Raw genomic sequence first — 15,812 nt, forward strand, 5'->3', positions numbered from 1 at the left:
AGCGTCACGGAAACCGGACACAGCGTATACGCTCAGTCAGAGGCTCGGCACCGCCTGTTCGTCAGCCGGTCAAGTCGGCCATCAGCGCGGCCGCCGCGCGTTGCCCGGACACCAGCGCTCCCTGCACCGACGGCGTGTCGCGGTGGTCGCCGCAGACGTAGCGGCCGGGGGCGAGCCGCACCGGAAGTCGCAGCGGCGCGCCGGGCCCGAACACCGGCAACGCCCGGGGCAGCGCGTAGGCGGCCAGCAGGTCCCAGCCGCCGGTCTCGGTGCCGTAGATCCGCGCCAGCCGGCGCCGGACCTGCGGCTCCAGGCCGGGATCGGCGCGATCGGGCACGGACGCGGAGATCAGCGCCGACCCGCTCGGGGCGTACCCCGGGGCGACCTCGCTGAGCACCGCGGTGTTGAGCAGCAGCTCGTCGAGCCCGTCGACCAGCAGCGTCGGCGACCGCAACGGCGTCGCCGCGGCGCGGTAGTAGAACGTCGTCACCGCGTGCCAGGCGGGCGCTTCGACGCCGGGCAGCAGCCGGGCGGCGGTGTCACCGTCGGTCGCCACGATCACGGCTCGCGCGGGCAGGTGCTCGCCGTCGCCGGTGCGGACGCCGTCGGCGGTGATCTCGGCGACCTCGACGCCGGTGCGGACCGTGCCGGGCGGCAGGCCGTCGGCCAGCTGACGCGGCAGGGCCTGCATGCCTTCGGCCGGCAGTACCCCGCCGCCACGCAGGAAACTGCGCCACAGCAGGTGGAACATCCGCGCGGACGTCCGCAACGACGGGTCGAGGAACACCCCCGCGAGGAACGGCCGCAGCACCTGCTCGACCGTGGCCGCGCTCAGGCCCCAGCGCCGCAGCTCCTCGGCGGTGCTGCGCCCGGCGTCGGCCCGGACGGTCGCGTCCGGCGCCAGCAGGTCCCGGGCGGCCAGGGCCGCCATCCGCGCGGCGTCACCGGGATGGCCGGCGGCGAACCCGGCGGCCCCGCCCACCGCGGGCAGCCCGTGCCACGGGCCAGCCAGCCACCGGCGGCCCGTCTCGGTCACGGCGATCGTGCCGCGGGTGAACGGCTTGGGCCGCAACGCTTTCACGTCGACCAGCCGCCGCACCGCGGGGTACGCGGGCAGTAGCACCTGGAACCCGCGGTCGAGCCGGAACCCGTCGACCACGTCGGTGCGGACCCGGCCGCCGACGTCGTCGCCCGCCTCCAGCACGGTGGTCCCGATCCCGGCCCGGTGCAGCCGCGCCGCGGCACTCAGCCCCGCCAGCCCACCTCCGACGACGATCACACCCGATTCCCCGGCCATCCGCGCTCCCTTCGTCACGGTGCGGGGTTCCCGGCCCGGCCGAGTCCAACCGCGCCGGTCGCGAACCTCACCCACGCGAGGCGGGGATCGCCGGTCCCCCGATGTCCGCTCTCTGCCACCGCGCGGGCGGGTGCGTGATGCTCGGAGCATGGACATCACCGGAAACACCCTCTTCATCCCTGGCGCCACCAGCGGTATCGGGCTGGCGCTCGCGCTCGCCCTCCGGGAGCGGGGCAACACCGTGATCGTCGGCGGCCGGCGCACCGACCGGCTGGAGAAGATCGCCGCCGAGTACCCAGGCATCGGCACCGTGCGGATCGACACCACCGACGCCGCGAGCATCCAGGCCGCCGCGAAGGACGTGCTCGCCCGCTACCCCGAGCTGAACGTGCTCGTCACCATGGCCGGCGTGATGCGCGTCGAGGACTGGCACCGGCCGGAGTCGTTCCTGGAGTCGGCCGAAGAGGTCGTGACGACCAACGTGCTCGGCCCGATCCGGCTGATCGCCGCGTTCGTCGAGCACCTGCGGAGCCGGCCGGTCGCCACCATCGTGACCGTCTCGTCCGGACTGGCCTTCACCCCGCTCAAGGTCACTCCGAGCTACAACGCGTCCAAGGCGGCGATCCACATGCTCAGCGAATCCCTGCGGCTGCAGCTGGCCGACACCACCGTGGACGTGCTGGAACTGGTGCCGCCTTCGGTGCAGACGGACTTGCTGCCCGGCCAGGCCGAGAGCGAGCACGCCATGCCGCTCGACGAGTTCGTCACCGAGGTCATGACGATCCTGGAGACCCGGCCGGAGGCGAAGGAGATCCAGGTCGAGCGCGTCAAGTTCCTCCGCTACGGCGAAGCCCGCGGCGACTACGACCAGGTCGTCGCGACGCTCAACCAGACCGATCCCCACTGAGCACGCGGAACTCGGTGCCGTCCGGATCCGCCAGCACGACGCTGCCGTCGTCGCGGACGCCGAGCCGAGCGGCGCCGAGGGAGATCAGCTCGTCGACCGCCGCCCGCTGGTCGCCGTCCGCCGGGAGCAGCTCGAAGCGCTGCCGGTCCGGCTCCTCGGGCGTGCCATCCCACACGTCCCACGCGAGTTTCGTGCCACCGCGCGGTGACTGGATCGCGGTCTGCTCGCCCTGGTCCCACACCAGGGGCCAGCTCAGCGCCTCGCTCCAGAACCGGCCGACCTGCCGGGAACCGGCACAGGTGAGCTCACCGAGCGGGCCGCACCCGGCGAGGTAATCGTCGCCGGGCTCGATCACGCAGAACTCGTAACCGGCCGGGTCGCCCAGGACGACGTGCCGCTCCTCGGGTCGCTGCCCGACGTCGACGTGACGGCCACCGAGCCCGATCGCCGTGTCCACCGTGTGCCGCTGGTCGTCGAGGTCGGCGCTGGTCAGGTGCAGGTGCATCCGGTTCGCGCCGAGCCGGCCGGCGCGGCCCGGGACGAACCGCAGGCCGAGCTGGGCGTCCCTGCCCGGGAGCAGCACACCGCCGTCATCCTCGACGACCTCCCGGCCGAGCAGCCCGGCCCAGAACCGGGCCGGTGCAGCCGGGTCGTCCGCCTCGAAGGTCACCGCAAGCAGTCTCGAACGCATCACCGGAACGTAGACACCGCCCCAGGCGAGGGCAAGGCAATATCGATCCGGTTGCCCGCGATGACGCCATAGGCGTTCCCTATAGCGGCTGCTGACAATTCGTCTTTGCTTCCCGCGCTTTTCCGGACCTACCGTGACCAAGACGAACACGGAAAGAAAGGACCGGTGGCATGACCACGATCGGAAACGGATCGGGACCGCGGGAACTCGCGGGAAAACGAGCCCTGGTCACGGGTGGCACTCGCGGCATCGGCGCGGCCGTCGTGCGGCAGTTCCTGGACGCGGGCGCCGAGGTGCTCACGACCGCCCGCTCGGCGACGAGCACGGTGCCGGACGGAGCTTCCTTTGTGGCGGCCGACGTTCGGACGCGGGCCGGCACGGAAGCGCTCGCCGCGGCCGCGCAGGAGGTGCTCGGCGGGGTGGACGTCCTGGTCCACAACGCGGGCGGGGCGCGACCGCACGCGGACTCGTCGGCCATCACCGACGAGGAGTGGCAGGACGCGCTGGACCTGAACTACCTGGCTTCGGTCCGGCTGGATGCGTTGCTGCTGCCGGGAATGCGGGACCGACGCGCGGGGACGATCGTGCACGTCTCCTCGGCCGCGGTGCTCACCCCGGTCGGGCCGTTCCTGCACTACACGGCGGCGAAGGCGGCGCTGGAGAACTACAGCCGGGGCCTGGCACTGGAACTGGCCCCGCTCGGCATCCGCGTCAACGCCGTTTCCCCGGGCCGCACCGCCACTCCCGGCGGTGAAGCGACGCGGGAGCAGTGGGCGAGCCTGAGCGTGGCGCCGGCCGAGACCAACGCCGGGGACACCACGCCGCTGGGGCGCGACGGCCGGCCCGGGGACATCGCCGACGCGGTGCTGTTCCTCGCGTCCGACCGGGCGAGCTGGCTGACCGGACGGAACCTCATCGTGGACGGCGGGGAATTCCCGATGGGCTGACGCCGTTCCGGGGAATTGTTCCCGGCCGTCAGGAAACCGGCGCAAAAGAATGCGACCAGGTCTCCCGGCGCAGCAGTTCGAGCAACGCCGTTTCCGCCGGTCCCGGGCCTTTCCGGAGAACGGCGACAACGGGCTGGGTCACGGCCGGGAAGACCGGGCGGACGAGGTGCGCGTGGCCCTCGGGCACCGCCGAGGCCGGGACGAGCGTCACGCCCAGCCCGGCGGCGGCCCACCGCACGGCCGTCGCCGTCTGGGACACGCGGGCGACCGCGCTCGGCGTCACGTCGTTGTCCCGCAACACGTTCAGCAGCACGGCGTCGAGCGCGCCGTCCCGGTCGAAGCGCACCCACGGCTCCCCCGCCAGCCCGCTCAGCTCGACCCGGTCCGCGGCGAGCCGCGGGTGCCCGGCGCCCAGCACCACGACGAACTCCTCGTCGCCGAGGTGGTGGGCGTCATCCGGGGTCTGCTCACACGCCGCCATCAGGGCGAGGTCCAGCACACCCCGGCGGCCCAGCCGGTCCAGCTCGGCGGAGCTCGGCTCCTCGAAGACGGTGACCTCCAGCCGCGGGAAGCGGCGGCGCAACGCGCCCAGCGCGCCCGGCAGCTGCCGGGTGCCGAAACCCAGCTGCACCGCGACCGTCAGCTCGCCCACCAGCTCGTCGGCCCCGGCCCGGGCCGTCGCCCGCGCCCGCCGCGACGCGTTCACCGCGACCTGCGCCTCCCGCAGGAACGCGCGGCCGACCACCGTGGGCACCAGGCCGGACGGCGTGCGGGCGAACAACTGCACGCCGAGCTCCCGCTCCAAGCCGCGGATCTGCTGCGACACCGAGGGCTGGGCGACGCGCAGCCGTTCCGCCGCCGCCGTCACCGAGCCCTCGTCGGCCACGGCGAGGGCGTACTCGTACTGCCGGAGGCTCATCGGGCGCTCGCGGCGAACGAGTGGATGTAGGCCAGCGCGGCGTTCATCGACGCTTCGAGCGGCCGCACGTCAAGCATGGTCTGCGAGAGCAGGACCCCGCCCTGCAGGGCGGCGAGCAGCGAGAACGCGAGCTCGTCGAGGTCGGCGCCGGCCCGCAGCTCGCCGCGGTCGCGCATCGCGCGCAGGCCCTCCAGCAGGAGGTCCTTCCAGCGGAGAAAGCCGTCGGCCAGGTCGGTCCGGGACTCCTCGTCGCTGACGCTCAGCTCGCCGGCCAGCGCACCGAGGTTGCAGTCGCTGCGGCAGCCGTTCTCCCGCTGCCGCTCGATCCCGGCGTCGGCCCAGGCCCGCAGCGCCTCGAAGCTGTCGAGCGCCGAGATCCGCGGCAGACCCGAGTCGGCCTGCCGGGTGATGACGGCCCGGATCAGCGCCTGCTTGCCGTCGAAGTAGTGGTAGAGCTGCGATCCGCTCACGCCGGCCGCGGCCCGCACGTCCTCGATCCCGGTGCCGGCCACGCCGTGGCGGGCGATGAGCTCGGTCGCGGCTTCGATGATGCGGTCCCGGGTGGCGCGGCCCTTCGGGGTCAGGCGACGCGGTTTCGGCGCTTCGGTCACATCGTCAGCCTACCGCAAGACTGGGTTGCGCAATCCAGAAACCGTCCCTACTGTTCTGGACAGGACAACCCAGAAAGTGAGGCCGACCCCATGTCCCCCACCCGCACCGCCCTCGTGACCGGCGCCACCGCCGGCATCGGCCGGGCCGTCGCGCTCGACCTCGCCGCCCACGGCATCGACGTGATCGCCCACGGCCGCGACCCCGAGCGAGGCGCCCAGCTCGTCAAGGAGATCACCGCGGAAGGCGGCACCGCGCGCTTCGTCGGCGCGGACCTGACCGACCCCGGCGAGGTTGTCGCGCTCGCCGCCGAAGCCGGTGACGTGGACATCCTGGTCAACAACGCCGGCAGCTACGCGTTCACCAGCACGCCGGACACGACCGCGGACAGCTTCGACCGGCAGTTCGCGCTCAACACCCGCGCGCCGTTCCTGCTGGTCGGCGCGCTGGCGCCGGCCATGGCCGAGCGGGGGCACGGCACGATCGTCAACATCACCTCGACCGCGGCGACCTCGCCGGCACCGATCGGCGGCGCCTACGGCGCGTCCAAGGCGGCCGTCGAACTGCTGACGCGCTCGTGGGCCACGGAGTTCGGCGGCCGCGGCGTCCGGGTCAACGGCGTCTCCCCCGGCCCGGTCCGCACCGCGGGCACCACCGCCATGCTCGGCGGCAACGTCGACGTCCTGGGCCGGGCCAACCTCCGCGAGCGCATCGGCGAACCCGAGGAGATCGCCCGGGTGGTCCGGTTCCTCGTGGACTCCGACAGCAGCTACATCAACGGCACTGTCGTCGTCGCCAACGGCGGCGAGCCGAGCGGGCTGCCCGCATGAGCACCTACGAATGGCTGCCCGAGGGCTTCGACGTCCGCACGGCCGACACGAACGGCGTCCGGCTCTCGGCCGCGGTGGGCGGCCACGGTCCGCTGCTGGTGCTGCTGCACGGCTGGCCCCAGACCGGCCGCGCCTGGGCCCGGGTGATGCCCGCCCTCGCCGAGGACCACACGGTGGTCGTCCCCGACCTGCGCGGCACCGGGGCCAGCGAACGGCCCGCCGGCGGCTACACGAAGGTCAACCAGGCCGACGACGTGCGCGGCCTGCTCACCGCACTCGGCCTGACCGGGCCCGCGGTGGTCGTCGGGCACGACATCGGCAGCATGGTCGCCTTCGCCTGGGCGCTGCACCGGCCCGCGGACGTCGCCGCCGTCGTGCTGCTCGACGCCTTCCTGCCGGGGGTCGACCTCGAGGAGTCGATGAACGTCGTCACCGGGGGCTCGTGGCACTTCGGGTTCTTCATGGCGCCGGTGTTCCCCGAGATGCTCCTGGACGGCCACGAGCGGGAGTTCGTCGAGGCGACCTTCACCGCCCGGAGCACGCCCTCGACGTTCACCAGTGAGGAACTCGACTTCTACGCGCGCGCCTACCGCGGCCGGGACCGGCTGCGCGGCGGTTTCGGGCACTACCGGACCCTGCTCGACGACGGCGTGGAGAACCGGGGCGTCCTCGCCGAACGCGGGGTGAGCGTGCCGGTCCTGTCCGTCGGCGGCCGGGATTCGGTGGGCGGGCAGACCACGGAAGCCCTGCGCCCGTACGCCAAGGACCTCACCGGCTTCATCGCCCCCACCGGCCATTTCGTCGCCGAAGAAGCCCCGGAGTGGTTCGTGCGCACCCTGCGCGAGTACCTCGCGGGAGCCCGGCCGTGAGGGTCCTCGTCATCGGCGCGACGGGCTTCGTCGGCGGCGGCGTCGCGCGGCACCTCGCCGGAGCGGACCACGACGTCACCGGCCTGGCCCGCTCCGCCGACGCGGCCGAACGCCTGACGCGCCAAGGCATCACGCCGTTGCGCGGGGACGTCGACGACGGCCTCGCCGAGGTCGTCGCGGCCGCGACGGCGTCCGGCGCGGTCGTCTTCGCCGCCCAGCTCGACGCCGAGGCCGAGGAGCGCGTCGTCACGCGCCTGCTCGACGCGCTCGCCGGCTCCGGGAAGACGTTCCTGTTCACCTCCGGCAGCGGGGTCCTCCTCCAGCGCACCGGCGGTGCCTGGAGCGAAGACAGCTTCGCCGAGGACGACCCGTTCACGGTCGAACCGCTGGCCGCGCGCCGGCTGGCGGTCGAGCAGCTGGTGCGGGCCGCGGCCGGCCGGGACGTGCGCGCGATCGTCGTGCGGCCCGGCATGGTCTGGGGTCCGGGCGACCACGGCCACGTGCCGCTGATCCGCCGGTCGGCCGAGCGGACCGGCGCCGCGTGCTACGTCGGCGAAGGCCTCAACACCTACTCCCACGTGCACCTCGACGACGTCGCCCGGCTCTTCGGGCTCGCGCTGGCCCGGGGCACCGCCGGTGCGCTGTACCACGCGGTCGCGGGCGAGACCCCGACCCGGTGGATCGCCGAAGCCGTGGCCCGGGAGCGGGGGTGCGCCACGCGAAGCCTCACCGTGGCGGAGGCCACGACCGTCTGGGGTGCCTTCGACGCCCTGATCCTCGCCGCGTCGAGCCGGTGCCGCGCCCCGCGCAGCCGCCGGGAGCTGGGGTGGGCGCCCCGGCACACCGACCTGCTGGGCGCGGTCGGCGCACCCCCGTCCGGCCGTGCCGATGCACGCCCGTTCGCGGGCGTCCGGGACACCGCACTCCCTTGAGCTGCAACGGAACTTCATAGATCCGTCAGGTGACGGATGTCTGTTGTGGTCCGATCGCGAAGCATTGCTTCACGGGGCTCCACGCTCCGGCCTCGATACCGAGGAGGAGCGATGTCCCGTGCTACCCCTGTTTCGACCGTCGTGATCTTCATCTTGGCCCTCAATCTGCGCCCGGCCGTGACGAGCCTGGGCGCGGCCCTGCCGGACATCTCGGTCGCCGGGAGCCTGGTCGCCGCCGTGCTCGTCGCGCTGCCCCTGTGGGCGATCGGCCTCGGCGGCTGGGCGTCGCCCTGGCTGTGCGCCCGGATCGGGACGCACCGGATCGTCACCGTGTCCCTCCTCGGGCTGGCGGCGTCGCTGTTCGCACGGGTCCTCGGCGGCCCGGTGCCGCTGCTGGCCGGGACGGCGCTGGCGTGCCTGGCCATCGCCGCGCTCGGCACCGTGCTGCCGATGCTGGCCAAGGGGTCGGCCGCGTTCACCCTCGGGCTCGGGCTGGGCAGCACGGCGGGGGCGCTGATCACGCCCCTGGCGGTGCTGTCGTCGTCGTGGCGGGTCGGCCTGGGCGTGTGGGCGCTCACGGCCCTGCTGGCCCAGCGGGTGTGGCGGCGCACGCACGTCGAGTTCCTGGCACCGAAGGTCGCGACCGGACCGGTGCGGGCCCGCGCCCTGACCCTCCACTTCGGACTCATCTCGACGGTCACCTTCCTGGTCATGGGCTGGCTCCCGGGAATCCTGCGCAGCGCGGGTGTGCCGCCGGCGAGTGCCGGCGCGTACCTCGCGCTGTCGATGGCCATGGGGCTGCCCATGATGTGGCTGGTGCCCGGCTGGACGCGCCGGTGGCGCAACCAGACCCTGCTCGTGGTCGTCCTGGCCGCACCCAACGTCGTCGGCGTGGCCGGGCTGCTCATCGCACCGGCGGCGGCGCCCTGGCTGTGGGCCGCGGCCACCGGCGCGGGCATGGGGTCGCTGGCGTTCGTCCTGACGACGATCTCGTTGCGCAGCAAGGACAGTTCCCTGGCGCTGTCCGCCGTGGTCCAGGGCGTGGGGTACGTCATCGCCGGCTTCGGCGTGCTGGCCTGCGGCTGGCTGCACACGCACACCGGCGGCTGGCAGATTCCGCTGGTACTGGTGCTGGTGATCCTGCTCGGCCAGGTGGCCAGCGGGCACATCACGGTGTCCCAGCGGGTTCCGGCGGAACCGGAACCCGAACCGGCGCCCAAGCCGGAACCGGCTCCGGAGCCGGCACCGACGCCGGCCCCGCACGTCCTGCTCCCGGTGCACCAGCAGGACGCGCCCGAGGCCGCGGCCTGATGTTCCCGGCCCGCTCCGGGTGCACCCCTGGTCGGGGTGCGCCCGGAGTTCACCCGTTTCAGCGATGGCGCTCGCTCATCAGTTCGATAACGTGGAGGGCGTGACGACAACCACGCGTGGTCCCATGGATCGGCCGAGCACCCTCGGCCCGTTGATGGCGACCGTGCGCCGGTGGTTCGAGCGTTTCCGCCGCGCCATGTCAGCCCGAAGCAGACCGGTGCCGAGCGGCTTCCCGCGCGATGTCGATACGCGAGTGGACATCGAGCTTGGTCAGGATGTGCGACACATGCGTGCCGACCGTCCGCGGCGACAGGTACAGGCGGGCCGCGATCTGCGGGTTCGACAGGCCTTCCACGACGAGCGCGGCGATCTTGCCTTCCGTCGGGGTCAGGCTGTCCCAGCCGTGGGTGATCTGGCGGTGCTTCACCGTCGGGCCGCGCCGGATGCCGAACGCCCGGAACCGCGCGCGCAGCCTGGCCACGTCCCAGTGCGCGCCCAGCTCGGCGTAGAGGTCGAGGGCGTAGGTGAAAGCGGCCCGCGCCGAGCCGCGGTCGTCGGACCGGGTTTCGGCGAAGGCGATCGCGGCGGCTTCCAGGGCCTTGGCCCGCGAGAGCGGGCGGCCCGCGTCGCGGTAGCCGTCGGCGGCCTGCAGCAGCGTCGCCGCGTCCAGCTCGAGCAGGCCGTGGCAGTACGAGGCCAGCGCGAGGCGGTGCGGCACGGTGGAACCGGCGGCGATCTTGCGGACCCGGGCGTCGATCTCCACCGCGGTCCGCGTGTCGCCGGTCGCCGCGGCCAGCCGGGCGGCGTCGGCGAGCAGGTCCTCACCCTCGTCTTCGCCGGCCAGCGCGTCGGTGAGCGCGGCGAGCGCCCGCTCGGGCAAGCCGTCGTGCTCGAAGGCGAGGCTGCGGGCCCGGGCCAGGGACTCCACGACCCGGCCGCCGATGCGTTCCGAATACGGCGACGCCACGTCGAGGTGCTTGCGGGCCGCGGGGCCGTCGCCGCGGTGGAAGTGGATGATCGCGGCGACCCCGTGGTCGCAGCACGCCACGCTCGGGTCCTTGAGGTCGTCCGGGACGACGTCCACCTCGGCCAGCGCGTCGTCCCAGCGGCCGGTGCCCAGCAGCAGCTGCCCGAGCGCGCTCTGGGCCTGGGTCAGGCGCACGACGCTGCCGGTGCGGTCGGCCAGCTCGCGGGCGCGCGTGGCGGCGGCGAGCGCGTCGGTGTAGCGGTCGAGCGCCCCGAAGGTGACCGACTGGTTGATGCGCAGCAGCAGGCCGAGGTCGGTCAGCGCGGGATCGCCCTGCGCCTTGGCCATCGCGCGCTCGAACAGCGGCAACGCCGCGGTCCACTCGCCCCGCATCATCGCCACCAGGCTCAGCACGTGCAACGCCCACCCGGTGGCCCAGCGGTCCTCGACCTGCCCGGCCTCCTCCAGCGCCTCGGTGGCCACCCGGCTGGCGGTGACGACCTGGCCGAGGTCGCGGTGCGTGCGCGCGATGAGCACGAGCAACCGGGCCCGGTGCCGGGGTTGCAGGCCCGGCCGGGCCACCGCGTCGTTCAGCGCCGCCAGGGATTCGGCGGAGCGGCCGGTCATCCCGCGGCACTGGGTGACCGTCGTGTGCAGGTCGACGAGCAGGTCGGGGTCGTCGAGGTGTTCCAGGGCGCGGCACGCGATCCGCTCGGCCTGGCCGAAGTTGCCCAGCCGGTAGTGCGCGTCGGCCAGCCGGCAGGTCAGCGCGGCGGTCACGGCGTCACCGGGCCGCGCGTCCCGCACCGCGCGGCGCAGGAGCGCGACGGCGACCGCGGGCGCCTGGCCGATCAACGGCGCGGCCACCTCCAGCAGCCACTGCACGGCCCAGGCCGGCACCGGCACCCGGCTGTCGGTGGTCGACACCATCGGCAGCAGGTGCAGCGCGACCCGCTCGACCGGCGCGCCCGCCTCGGCCAGGGACCGCGCGGCACCCTGGTGCCAGGCGACCCGGACCGACGTCGGCATCTCGTCGTACAAGGCCTTGCGGATCAACGGGTGCCGGAACGCCAGGTCGTCGCCGGCCGCCACCAGCACCCCGGCGGTCCGGGCCTCGTCGAGGGCGGGCAGCAGGCCGGGAAGCGGGGAGCCCGTCACGGTCACGAGGTCCCCGACCGAGAAGCCGACCCCGAGCAACGCCGCCGCCCGCAGCACGGCCCGCGTCGGCTCCGGCAGGAAGCCCAGCCGGTCCGCGATCGCCTCCGGCAGGGAGTCCGGGGTGTCCCCCTCGGCGAGCTGGGCGACACCCGCGTCGTCGACGTCCAGGCACGAGCCCCTGGTCAGGGCGTCGAGCAGTTCGGTGAGGTACAACGGGTTCCCGGCGGCGTCGTCGGCCAGCCGCTCCAGCTCGGCCCCCGGTCTGCCGCCGGCCAGCGCGGTCACCAGCTCGATCACCGCCGGTTCGGCCAGCCGGCCCAGTCGTAACCGCTCGGCCGGGCCGACGATCCGGTACAGCGAGCGCAGGTCGTCGCGGCGCGGGACCGGGCGCAGCACGCCGATCAGCAGCAGCGGAAGCTGCCGGACCGAGCGGGCGAGCCGGCCCCACACGGCCACCGTCGTGCGGTCGGCCCACTGCAGGTCGTCGACGACGAGCACCACCGGTCCGTCCTGGCAGAGCTCGTCCACCAGCGCGAGCAGCTGCTCGGCGGCCGCGGCGGCAAGGTCGGCGCCCTTGCCCGCGACCGCACTCCCGTGCAGCAGCCCGGAGATGGCGCTACGGCGGGAATCCTTCGCGGACGGCGTGATGTGCAACGCGTCCAGCAGCGGCAGCAGCGGCAGGGCCTGGCCCAGCTCGTCGCCGGCGCCCCAGTAGACCTGGCAGCCCATCCCGGTCGCGGCACCGCCACCGGCGCGCACCAGCGCGGACTTGCCGATGCCCGGTTCGCCGTCCACGAGCACGGCGCGACCACGGCCCGCGACCACCTCACGCACCCAGCCGACCAGCCGGGAGACCTCGTCGTCCCGGCCGATCAGGAGCTCGGCACCCTCCGTGAGCGGTCGCACAGGGGAGATAATAGGAGGGAAACTGTTACCCAACAAGATGTACACTGTGGTTGCCGGAACGTCGGCCGGGGTTGCCGAACCCTCCTCACGGGATAATAACAATTCGGCAATTGATCGGCTTTCCGGTTAAGCTCCATTCCGCCACTTGTCGTTGGGGGGTCATTAACCGCCCGTTGACCACCGGTTGCCCCGGCTCTGCGATGGTCCATCGAGGCCCGAACAGATCAGTCACGTACAATTGACCACCGGAGGAATCGATGCGGGTTCACCGAGCGGTCGCCGTCGGCGCCGCAGTTGCCCTGAACGTTTTGGCCCTGGCCGTCCTGGGTACTTCCCCCACGGCTGCTGCCCGTGACGAGAACGTGACATCGGCCCCCGTGAGCACGGCCGTTCCGGACGAAATGGGGTACAACCGCGTTTCGACCGACGAAATGGGTTACAACTAGGTCTCCCCGACCTCCCCGGCCACAGAATGGGTTACAACTCGGTCACCCCGACCCGACGGCCGCAGCCGGATCAATTCCCGGCTGCGGCCGTTCCGTGTCCCGGAGCGGCTCGTTCGATGATTTCGATGAATCGCCCCGGACTTCCCGTATCGTTTGCCACGTCCGCGCCGGCTTGCCGATTAATCCGCGGGCAACGGGCTCAGCGTTCGAAAACGCCGGTCAGCCGGCCGCGGGCGAGAACGGGGCCGGTGATCACGGGCAGCAACGTGCGGGGCCGCGCCCGCTCCGGTGACGGTGAGTCGGGAACCGGCGCGGACAGCGCGAAGAGCTGGAAGACGTAGTGGTGCGGCCCGTGCCCCTTGACCGGCGCGGGACCGTGGTAGCCCCGGCCGATGGTGGACCGCAGCACCCGGACGCCGGGACCAGGCTCTTTCGCCGTCAGGGCACCGGTTTCCAGCGGTCCGCCCGACGGATCGGCCAGCGCGACGCAGTGCACGGCGGGCTTGCCCAGCGGGACGTCGACGTCTTCGACGACCACGAGGAGCTGGGCGGTGGCGGGCGGCAGCGCCGTCCAGGCCAGCTGGGGAGACCGGTCGGCGCCGCCGATGTGCTTGGCGCACTGCGCCAGCGGCAGCGGGCCGCCGTCGTCGAAGTCCCGGCTGGTGAGCGTCAGCTGGTCGGGACCCTGGAGGTTGGGCAGGTTCCAGGCCAGGTGGGTGTCGCCGGCCCGGCGGTTGCGCAGGAGCCGGCCGAGCAGCGTCATCGGGTCGCCTCGACCATGCCGATGACCTCGGCGGTGGTGGCGGTTTCGCCGAGCTTGGGGAAGACGCGTTCGACGCTGTGCCGGTGGGCGACGGCGTCGGGGTCGGTCATGGCGTCGGTGGCCAGGACGACGTGGTAGCCGTGGTCGGCGCCCGAGCGCGCGGTCGACTCGACGCCGGAGCTGGTCGAGATGCCGGCGAGCACGATCTGGGTGACGCCCAGGTCCCGCAGGAGCGTGTCGAGGCCGGTGTCGTGGAACGCGCTGCGCCGCCGCTTGGTGATCAGGTGGTCGGTCGGCCGGACGTCGAGGTCGTCGACGAGGTCGGCCCAGCCGGCCGGCGGCGGGGCGCTGCTCGCGGCCCCGCCGGCGTCGGTGCGTCCCGGCGCGCGGCCGGTGACGTTGACCAGGACCACGGGCAGCTCGTGCCGCCGGAACTCGGCGGCCAGGTAGGCCGCCTGCTTGACGGCCGCGGTGACGGCGGGATCGCGGTGGGCGTCGACGATTCCCTGTTGCAGATCGATGACGACGAGCGCGGACCTGGGGTCGATGGTGGTCAGCGGCACGGTGGTTTCTCCTGTGAGGATCGGCTGGTGGCGCCGCGCAGCAGGGACGCGATCGCGGCGAGGAAGGCGAGGGCGGCACCGAAGGCGAACACGATGACCAGACCCGAGTGGAAGGGCCCGGAGATCAGGTTCGGGAAGAACTCGCGGCCGGTCAGGGTCTGCCGCTGGGCCGCGGTGAGACCGGCCAGGGTGCCGCCGGGTTCGAGCAGGTGCTGGATCGGGTTGACGCCCAGCTGGGCGGCGAACAGCGACGACACCGGCGGCAGCGCGCCGATCTGGCCGGCGACACCGGCCGGCACGCCCTGCTGCTGCAGGCCGGCGGTGAGCGTGTGCGGGAGGTTGCTCGCCAGTCCGGCGATCATCAGCGAGAAGAACACGCCGATGGAGACGGCGGTGCCGGAGTTCTGGAAGGTGGCGCGCATGCCCGAGGCCACGCCGCGCAGGTCCGCGGGCACGCTGCCCATGATCGACGACGAGTTGGGCGAAGCGAACATGCCGCTGGCGATCCCGTTGAGCGCGATCAGCAGCGCGAACACCCCGTAGCCGAAGTCGATCGGCAGGAGCATCAGGCCCAGGAAGCTGGCGCCGAACAGCGCCGCGCCGCCGGTGGCCAGGCCCCGGGAGCCGAACCGGTCGGACAGGTAGCCGGAGATCGGTCCGGCCGCGAGGAAACCGGCCGTCAGCGGCAGCATGAAGATGCCGGCCCACAACGGGGTGCTCTCGTAGTCGTAACCGTGCAGGGGCAGCCAGATCCCCTGCAGCCAGATGATCAGCACGAACTGCAGACCGCCGCGGCCGATCGAGATGGCCAGGCCCGCCAGGTTGCCGAAGGTGAAGGCGCGCAAGCGGAAGAGGCTCAGCTGGATCATCGGGGCTTTGACGCGGTTCTCGATGACGACGAAGGCGGCCAGCAGCACCAGTCCCCCGGCGATCAGGATCTGGACGAGCGGGTTGCTCCAGCCCATGGTGTGGCCGCCGTGGGGCTGCAACCCCGCGGTGATCCCGATCAGGACCGCGCTCAGGCCGACCGCGAAGGTGACGTTGCCCCACCAGTCGATCCGGCCGCCGCCGCGCTTTCCGGTCTCGCGCAGGGTGCGGTAGGCCCACACCGTGAAGAACACGCCGATGGGCACGTTCACCCAGAACACCGCGCGCCAGTCCCAGGCCGCGAGCAGCCCGCCCGCGACCAGGCCGATGAACATCCCGCCGAGGCCCGCCACCTGGTTGATGCCCAGGGCGAACCCGCGCTGCTCCGCCGGGAAGGCGTCGGTCAGGATCGCGGCGGAGTTCGCGGTCAGCATCGACCCGCCGACGGCCTGCAGCACCCGCCAGGCGATCAGCCACAGAGCGCCGTGACCGCCGTCGAAGGGGTCGAAGGACAGCAGGATCGAGGCGAAGGTGAAGACCGCGAAGCCGGCGTTGTAGATCCGGACCCGGCCGTACATGTCGCCCAGGCGCCCGACGGTGACCACGAGGACGGCCTGGACCAGCCGGTACCCCATGATCATCCACAGCAGGTAGGCGATGTTCCCCGGGGCCAACGGATCCAGGTGCACGCCCGTGAAGATCGCGGGCAGGGCGATCAGCACGATGGAACCGTCCAGCGCGGACATGAAGACGGCGGCGGTCGTGTTGGTCAGCGCCGTCCACTTGTACCGGTCGCCGGCCGCGCGCGTCTCGGTCATCGGCTCGCTCCC

At 73.1% G+C, this 15,812-nt stretch carries 14 protein-coding genes; 6 read left to right on the forward strand and 8 right to left on the reverse strand.

The annotated features are described in order from the left end of the window. Positions 1 to 61: 61 nt before the first annotated feature. Positions 62 to 1,297: an NAD(P)/FAD-dependent oxidoreductase gene (locus tag OHS58_RS19510; RefSeq protein ID WP_328649331.1), complete on the reverse strand. Its 1,236-nt coding sequence runs from the start codon at positions 1,295 to 1,297 to the stop codon at positions 62 to 64. 148 nt (positions 1,298 to 1,445) lie between these two features. Between OHS58_RS19510 and OHS58_RS19515 the strand changes: the two genes are divergently transcribed. Continuing rightward, positions 1,446 to 2,204 carry an SDR family oxidoreductase gene (locus tag OHS58_RS19515; protein ID WP_328649332.1) on the forward strand — a complete coding sequence of 253 codons (759 nt, stop codon included), beginning with the start codon at positions 1,446 to 1,448 and terminating at the stop codon, positions 2,202 to 2,204. Here OHS58_RS19515 and OHS58_RS19520 read toward each other — a convergent pair. Further along, a complete protein-coding gene (locus tag OHS58_RS19520; RefSeq protein WP_328649333.1) occupies positions 2,182 to 2,895 on the reverse strand; it encodes a VOC family protein in 714 nt (237 codons plus the stop codon). The two genes, OHS58_RS19515 and OHS58_RS19520, sit on opposite strands and share 23 nt — an antisense overlap. A gap of 170 nt (positions 2,896 to 3,065) precedes the next feature. Between OHS58_RS19520 and OHS58_RS19525 the strand changes: the two genes are divergently transcribed. Further along, positions 3,066 to 3,842, forward strand: a complete 777-nt coding sequence (locus OHS58_RS19525; RefSeq protein WP_328649334.1) for an SDR family oxidoreductase — start codon at positions 3,066 to 3,068, stop codon at positions 3,840 to 3,842. Positions 3,843 to 3,870: 28 nt separating this feature from the next. On the opposite strand, the gene OHS58_RS19530 is transcribed toward OHS58_RS19525, so the two are convergent. After that, positions 3,871 to 4,761, reverse strand: a complete 891-nt coding sequence (locus tag OHS58_RS19530) for a LysR family transcriptional regulator (protein WP_328649335.1) — start codon at positions 4,759 to 4,761, stop codon at positions 3,871 to 3,873. Next, a complete protein-coding gene (locus tag OHS58_RS19535; protein WP_326948368.1) occupies positions 4,758 to 5,372 on the reverse strand; it encodes a TetR/AcrR family transcriptional regulator in 615 nt (204 codons plus the stop codon). The genes OHS58_RS19530 and OHS58_RS19535 overlap by 4 nt, the downstream gene beginning before the upstream one ends. Before the next feature lie 90 nt (positions 5,373 to 5,462). Here OHS58_RS19535 and OHS58_RS19540 point away from each other — a divergent pair, with 90 nt between their 5' ends. The 4 genes from OHS58_RS19540 (at position 5,463) to OHS58_RS19555 (ending at position 9,312) form a co-directional block, all read left to right on the forward strand. Continuing rightward, entirely contained in the window at positions 5,463 to 6,200 is a 738-nt protein-coding gene (locus OHS58_RS19540; RefSeq protein ID WP_328649336.1) for an SDR family NAD(P)-dependent oxidoreductase, read from the forward strand. Beyond that, on the forward strand, positions 6,197 to 7,069 hold the full coding sequence (locus OHS58_RS19545) for an alpha/beta fold hydrolase (protein WP_328649337.1): 873 nt from the start codon (positions 6,197 to 6,199) through the stop codon (positions 7,067 to 7,069). The genes OHS58_RS19540 and OHS58_RS19545 overlap by 4 nt, the downstream gene beginning before the upstream one ends. Beyond that, a complete protein-coding gene (locus tag OHS58_RS19550) occupies positions 7,066 to 8,001 on the forward strand; it encodes an NAD-dependent epimerase/dehydratase family protein (protein ID WP_328649338.1) in 936 nt (311 codons plus the stop codon). Before OHS58_RS19545 ends, OHS58_RS19550 begins: the two co-directional genes overlap by 4 nt. A gap of 111 nt (positions 8,002 to 8,112) precedes the next feature. Further along, positions 8,113 to 9,312, forward strand: coding sequence for an MFS transporter (locus OHS58_RS19555; RefSeq protein ID WP_326954300.1), 1,200 nt, complete (start codon positions 8,113 to 8,115; stop codon positions 9,310 to 9,312). Between the two features lie 199 nt (positions 9,313 to 9,511). Here the strand turns inward: OHS58_RS19555 and OHS58_RS19560 are convergent, their stop codons facing one another. The 4 genes from OHS58_RS19560 to OHS58_RS19575 form a co-directional block, all read right to left on the reverse strand. Further along, entirely contained in the window at positions 9,512 to 12,343 is a 2,832-nt protein-coding gene (locus OHS58_RS19560; RefSeq protein ID WP_326948363.1) for a helix-turn-helix transcriptional regulator, read from the reverse strand. 645 nt (positions 12,344 to 12,988) lie between these two features. Further along, the gene (locus tag OHS58_RS19565; protein ID WP_328649339.1) at positions 12,989 to 13,552 is read right to left on the reverse strand and encodes a YbhB/YbcL family Raf kinase inhibitor-like protein; all 564 of its coding nucleotides are present in this window, start codon (positions 13,550 to 13,552) and stop codon (positions 12,989 to 12,991) included. Further along, entirely contained in the window at positions 13,549 to 14,115 is a 567-nt protein-coding gene (locus tag OHS58_RS19570; RefSeq protein ID WP_328649340.1) for an isochorismatase family protein, read from the reverse strand. The genes OHS58_RS19565 and OHS58_RS19570 overlap by 4 nt, the downstream gene beginning before the upstream one ends. Continuing rightward, the gene (locus OHS58_RS19575; protein ID WP_328649341.1) at positions 14,106 to 15,800 is read right to left on the reverse strand and encodes an MFS transporter; all 1,695 of its coding nucleotides are present in this window, start codon (positions 15,798 to 15,800) and stop codon (positions 14,106 to 14,108) included. Before OHS58_RS19575 ends, OHS58_RS19570 begins: the two co-directional genes overlap by 10 nt. Positions 15,801 to 15,812: the final 12 nt, after the last annotated feature.

The organism is Amycolatopsis sp. NBC_00348 (genome assembly GCF_036114655.1).
GTDB lineage: Bacteria > Actinomycetota > Actinomycetes > Mycobacteriales > Pseudonocardiaceae > Amycolatopsis.